Raw genomic sequence first — 6,246 nt, 5'->3', positions numbered from 1 at the left:
CGCCCCTGACGACGGCGATCAGCCGGGACGGCGGTTTTCGGCGGTGCCGAGCTTGCCGCGGTCCCGGTGGCTCATGGTCTCGGGGCGCAGCCCAGGACGTGGGACTTCACGATGTCTGCGATGCGGGGGTCGCGGCGCTGGAAGGCGGCCACGAGTTCCTCGTGTTCCTCGGCGTACGACTGCTGGACCGTGCCCAGCCAGCGGATCGACAGGGCCGTGAAGACCTCGATGCCCAGGCCCTCCCAGGTGTGCAGGAGGACCGAGTTGCCGGCCGCCCGGACCAGCTCGCGGTGGAAACCGACCGTGTGCCGGACCTGGGCCGTGCCGTCGGCGTTCCGGTCGGCGTCGTAGAGGGCCGCCACGTGGGGTTCGAGGGCCGAGCAGTCCTCGGCCAGCCGCTCCGCCGCCAGCTCCGCCGCGATCGCCTCCAGGCCGGCCCGTACCGGGTAGCTCTCCTCCAGGTCGGCCGCCGTCAGGTTCCGCACCCGCACGCCCTTGTTCGGCGCCGACTCGATGAGACGGAGCGACTCCAGCTCGCGCAGCGCCTCTCGCACCGGCGTCTGGCTGACCTCCAGCTCCGTCGCGATCCGTCGCTCCACGATCCGCTCGCCCGGCTTCCAGCGCCCGCTGACGATCCCCTCCACGATGTGCTCGCGGATCTGTTCGCGCAGCGAGTGGACGACGGGCGCGGTCATGGGAGCTCCTTAAGGGCGTTTGACGTTTAGACAATAAGGCCGGACCGCCTTTCGGGAGAGGCGCACGGGGGCGCTTTCACGCAGGTGAGACGAGACTTACACGCTGCCCGGTGAGACGACGGTGCCCCGCCCGGAAGAACTCCGGACGGGGCACCGCGGAAACCGCTGGGGATCAGAGACCGAGCTCGACCTCGAACTCGCCCGCCTCCAGGATCGCCTTGACGGCCGTCAGGTAGCGGGCCGCGTCGGCGCCGTCCACCAGGCGGTGGTCGTAGGACAGCGTCAGGTACGTCATGTCGCGGACGCCGATGACCGTGCCCTCCTCCGTCTCGATGACGGCCGGACGCTTGACCGTGGCACCGATGCCGAGGATCGCGACCTGGTTCGGCGGCACGATGATCGTGTCGAACAGCGCGCCGCGCGAGCCGGTGTTGGAGATGGTGAAGGTCGCGCCGGACAGCTCGTCCGGGGTGATCTTGTTGGCGCGGACCTTGCCGGCCAGGTCCGCCGTGGCCTTGGCGATACCGGCGATGTTGAGGTCGCCGGCGCCCTTGATGACCGGGGTCATCAGGCCCTTCTCGGAGTCCACCGCGATACCGATGTTCTCGGTGTCGAAGTAGGTGATGGTGCCGTCGGCCTCGTTGATCCGGGAGTTGATGACCGGGTGGGCCTTCAGCGCCTGGGCGGCGGCCTTGACGAAGAACGGCATCGGGGAGAGCTTGACGCCCTCGCGGGCCGCGAACGAGTCCTTGGCCTGGGTGCGCAGGCGCATCAGGCGGGTCACGTCGACCTCGACGACCGAGGAGAGCTGGGCCTGCTCGTGCAGCGCCTTGACCATGTTGTCGCCGATGACCTTGCGGATGCGGGTCATCTTGACGGTCTGGCCGCGGAGCGGGGAGACCTCCAGCGCCGGGGCCTTCTTGGCAGCGGCGGCGGCCGGAGCGGCAGCGGCGGGAGCCGGAGCAGCGGCGGCGGCCTTCGCGGCCTCGGCGGCGGCGAGCACGTCCTGCTTGCGGATCCGGCCACCGACGCCGGTGCCCTTGACGGCGCCCAGGTCGACACCGTTCTCGGCGGCGAGCTTACGGACCAGCGGGGTGACGTAGGCACCCTCGTCGACCGGAGCGGCCGGGGCCGGAGCCGGGGTGACGGGGGCGGCCACCGGCGCGGGGGCCGGAGCCGGGGCGGCCGGCGCCGGAGCGGCGGCGACCGGAGCCGGAGCGGCCGGGGCGGGCGCGGGGGCCGGGGCTGCCGGAGCCGGGGCCGGGGCTGCCGGGGCTGCCGGGGCCGGGGCTGCCGGGGCCGGGGCAGCGGCGGCGGGCGCCGGAGCCGGGGCGGCCGGGGCGGGGGCGGCCGCCGGAGCGGCACCCGGGGCGCCGATGACGGCGAGCTTCGCGCCGACCTCGGCAGTCTCGTCCTCGCCGACCGTGATCTCCAGCAGCACACCGGAGGTGGGCGCCGGGATCTCGGTGTCGACCTTGTCGGTCGAGACCTCGAGCAGCGGCTCGTCGGCCTCGACGGAGTCGCCGACCGACTTCAGCCAGCGGGTGACGGTGCCCTCGGTGACGGACTCACCGAGCGCGGGCAGGACCACGTCCGTGCCGGACGCGCCACCGGCCGGAGCGGCGGGGGCGGCGGCAGCGGGGGCCGGGGCGGGGGCGGCGGGGGCCTCGGCGACCGGCGCGGGGGCCGGGGCGGCCGGAGCCGGGGCAGCGGCGGGCTCGGCGGCCGGGGCTGGAGCGGCAGCGGGAGCGCCCGTGCCGTCGTCGATGATCGCCAGCTCGGCGCCCACCTCGACCGTCTCGTCCTCGGCGACCTTGATCGAGGCCAGCACACCGGAGGCAGGGGCCGGGATCTCGGTGTCGACCTTGTCGGTCGAGACTTCGAGCAGCGGCTCGTCGGCCTCGACACGCTCGCCCTCGGCCTTCAGCCAGCGGGTGACAGTGCCCTCGGTGACGCTCTCGCCGAGCGCCGGAAGGGTTACGGAAACCGCCATGGTTTCGGTTGCTCCTTACGAATTGCGGAAGTCTGAGTCGTCGCTTGTGTCGACCGAGGGTCAGTCGTGCGAGTGCAGGGGCTTGCCGGCCAGGGCCAGGTGGGCCTCGCCCATCGCCTCGTTCTGCGTCGGGTGGGCGTGGATGAGCTGGGCGACCTCGGCGGGCAGCGCCTCCCAGTTGTAGATCAGCTGGGCCTCGCCGACCTGCTCGCCCATGCGGTCGCCGACCATGTGGACGCCGACCACGGCACCGTCCTTCACCTGGACGAGCTTGATCTCGCCCGCGGTGTTGAGGATCTTGCTCTTGCCGTTGCCCGCCAGGTTGTACTTCAGAGCGACGACCTTGTCCGCACCGTAGATCTCCTTGGCCTTGGCCTCGGTGATACCGACGGAGGCGACCTCCGGGTGGCAGTACGTCACCCGCGGGACACCGTCGTAGTCGATCGGGACCGTCTTCAGACCGGCCAGGCGCTCCGCCACCAGGATGCCCTCGGCGAAGCCGACGTGCGCGAGCTGGAGCGTCGGGACCAGGTCACCGACGGCCGAGATGGTCGGGACGTTCGTCCGCATGTACTCGTCGACCAGGACGTAGCCGCGGTCCATCGCGACGCCCTGCTCCTCGTAGCCGAGACCGGCGGAGACGGGCCCGCGGCCCACCGCGACCAGCAGCACCTCGGCCTCGAACTCCTTGCCGTCGGCGAGGGTGACCTTGACGCCGTCGGCGGTGTACTCGGCCTTCGAGAAGAAGGTGCCCAGGTTGAACTTGATGCCGCGCTTGCGGAAGGCGCGCTCAAGAAGCTTGGAGGAGTTCTCGTCCTCGACCGGGACGAGGTGCTTGAGGCCCTCGATGACGGTGACGTCGGCCCCGAAGGACTTCCAGGCGGAGGCGAACTCGACGCCGATGACACCGCCGCCCAGGATGATCGCGGACTTCGGCACGCGGTCCAGGACGAGGGCGTGGTCGGAGGAGATGATGCGGTTGCCGTCGATCTCCAGGCCCGGCAGCGACTTCGGCACGGAGCCGGTCGCGAGGAGCACGTGGCGGCCCTGGATGCGCTGGCCGTTCACGTCCACGGAGGTGGGGGAGGACAGCCGCCCCGTGCCCTCGATGTACGTCACCTTGCGCGAGGCGATCAGACCCTGCAGGCCCTTGTACAGACCGGCGATGACGCCGTCCTTGTACTTGTGCACGGCCGGGACGTCGATGCCCTCGAAGGTGGCCTTGACGCCGAACTGCTCGCTCTCGCGGGCCTGGTCGGCGATCTCGCCCGCGTGCAGCAGGGCCTTGGTGGGGATGCAACCCCGGTGCAGGCAGGTACCGCCGACCTTGTCCTTCTCGATCAGGGCGACGTCCAGGCCCAGCTGCGCCCCGCGCAGGGCCGCGGCGTAACCGCCACTACCACCGCCGAGGATCACTAGGTCGAAAACGGTGCTGGCGTCGTTCGCCACGTCACGTCCTCCATGCATGTGCGCCGTACGCCGGTCAACAGTGACCGGTCGGCGGCTGGTGTCCGGCCGCTCTTCTTCGGCCCTGTGGGTGGGGCCCTGTCCTGCCGAGCCCCATCTTCGCACTTGTCGGAGGTGAACGAGACGCGGGGCTGGGGTGTGAGACACCACACGCTCACTTGATAACGCCGCGAGGGTCAGCGCCCCCGAAGGGCCGCGGGGAACTGCGCGATCAACCACGAACCACCCGCAGCCGCCGGACAGCAGCACCGCCCGAGCTCATGGGCGACGGGACCCCGCCCTACCCGCATGCGAGGTCCCGTCCAAGAAAACCGACGTCAGCCCAGGTCGCCCTCGGCCGTCAGCTCCGCCAGCCGCACCAGCGTCCGCACCGCGGACCCCGTGCCCCCCTTGGGCGTGTAGCCGAAGGCGCCCCCCTCGTTGAAGGCCGGTCCCGCGATGTCCAGGTGCGCCCAGGTGATCCCGTCACCCACGAACTCGCGCAGGAAGAGCCCCGCGACCAGCCCGCCGCCCATCCGCTCGCCCATGTTCGCGATGTCCGCGGTCGAGGAGTCCATCCCCTTGCGCAGGTGCTCCGGCAGCGGCATCGGCCACGCCGGCTCGCCCACCTCCTCCGCGGCCTCGTGCACCGCGGAGCGGAACGCGTCGTCGTTGGACATGATCCCGAACGTCCGGCTGCCCAGCGCCAGCATCATCGCGCCGGTCAGCGTCGCCACGTCCACGATCGCGTCCGGCTGCTCCGCGGACGCCGCCCACAGCGCGTCGGCGAGCACCAGCCGGCCCTCCGCGTCCGTGTTGAGCACCTCGACGGTCTTGCCGCTGTACATCCGCAGCACGTCACCCGGGCGCACCGCGGAGCCGGACGGCATGTTCTCGGCCAGCGCCAGCCACCCGGTCACGTTGACCGGCAGGCCGAGCCGCGCCGCCACCACGACCGACGCGAACACCGCGGCCGCGCCGCTCATGTCGCACTTCATCGTCTCGTTGTGGCCGGCCGGCTTGAGCGAGATGCCGCCCGAGTCGTAGGTGATGCCCTTGCCGACGAACGCGAGGTGCTTGTCCGCGTCGGCGTGCGTGTACGACAGCTTCACCAGCCGCGGGGTCGCGGCCGAGCCGCCGCCGACGCCGAGGATGCCGCCGTACCCGTCCTTGGCGAGCGCCTTGTCGTCCAGCACCTGGATCTTGAGGCCGTGCTCCTTGGCCGCGCCCTGCGCGATCGCGGCGAACGCGGCCGGCGTCAGGTCGTTCGGCGGGGTGTTGACCAGGTCACGGGCCCGGTTCAGTTCCTCGGAGACGGCCGTGGCGCGGGCCAGGGCCGCCTTGTGGACGGCGTCCCGGGGCTTGCCGCCGAGCAGCACGCCCTCGGCGAGCGGCGTCCGGCCGTTCTTCGCCTTCAGGCTCTTGCCGGTGCCGGCACCGTTGTCCTTGTACGTGTCGAAGGAGTAGGCGCCGAGCAGCACGCCCTCGCCGATCGCGCCCACGGCGGCCGCGTCCTCGACGGGCAGCGCGAAGGCCGCCTTCTTGGCCCCGGCCAGCGCGCGGGCGGCGACACCGGCCGCCCGGCGCAGCGCCTCGGCCTCGTAGTCCGCGTCCGGGCCGGGCTCGGTGCCCAGGCCCACCGCGATGACCAGCGGGGCCTTGAAGCCTGCCGGGGAGGGCAGCTTCGTCAGTTCGCCCTCGGCACCCGAGGCACCGAGGGTCTCCAGGACCGCGGCCAGCTTGCCGTCGTAGGCCGCGTCCACGGCTTCGGCGCCCGGGGCGACGACGGGGCCCTTGGCGCCCTTGGCGACACCGATCACGATCGCGTCGGCCCGGAGGCCGGGCGCCGCCGAGGTGCTGAGAGTGAGAGCAGTCACGGTGGTGAAATCTCGCTTCCGATGTTGAGTTGCAGTGGCCGAGCGGGTGGGTCGACCGGGCCCGGGAATCGACCCTGAGGACTGCCCTCGGGTCGCGTTGCGACCGGGGCCTTCACCCCGTCGGCGAACACCCGGGACGAGCCTACGCGTGTGTATGCGTTCGCTCATTCCTGCGGGCGTTCACCTGGGGGTGGCGGCGTAGCCACTTTCCATCACACCGGGAGGCAGAGCGCAC

At 71.9% G+C, this 6,246-nt stretch carries 4 protein-coding genes; all 4 read right to left on the bottom strand.

All coding sequences use genetic code 11. The features are described 5' to 3' along the window. Positions 1 to 71 precede the first annotated feature (71 nt). The 4 genes from ACZ4UV_RS02150 to ACZ4UV_RS02135 all read right to left on the bottom strand — a co-directional run bounded on the left by ACZ4UV_RS02150 (position 72) and on the right by ACZ4UV_RS02135 (position 6,011). A complete protein-coding gene (locus tag ACZ4UV_RS02150) occupies positions 72 to 695 on the bottom strand; it encodes a GntR family transcriptional regulator (protein WP_351954555.1) in 624 nt (207 codons plus the stop codon). 172 nt (positions 696 to 867) lie between these two features. Continuing rightward, the gene (sucB, locus tag ACZ4UV_RS02145; protein ID WP_467835367.1) at positions 868 to 2,688 is read right to left on the bottom strand and encodes a 2-oxoglutarate dehydrogenase, E2 component, dihydrolipoamide succinyltransferase; all 1,821 of its coding nucleotides are present in this window, start codon (positions 2,686 to 2,688) and stop codon (positions 868 to 870) included. A gap of 60 nt (positions 2,689 to 2,748) precedes the next feature. Continuing rightward, the gene (gene lpdA, locus ACZ4UV_RS02140) at positions 2,749 to 4,137 is read right to left on the bottom strand and encodes a dihydrolipoyl dehydrogenase (RefSeq protein ID WP_350790338.1); all 1,389 of its coding nucleotides are present in this window, start codon (positions 4,135 to 4,137) and stop codon (positions 2,749 to 2,751) included. A gap of 335 nt (positions 4,138 to 4,472) precedes the next feature. Next, positions 4,473 to 6,011 (bottom strand): leucyl aminopeptidase, encoded by a 1,539-nt coding sequence (locus tag ACZ4UV_RS02135; RefSeq protein ID WP_451021862.1) that lies wholly within the window; start codon positions 6,009 to 6,011, stop codon positions 4,473 to 4,475. Positions 6,012 to 6,246 lie beyond the last annotated feature (235 nt).

It is taken from the genome of Streptomyces sp. NPDC028289, assembly GCF_055565975.1.
Note: the sequence above shows the minus strand (reverse complement) of the source record. Positions and strands in the feature narration are given on the sequence as shown.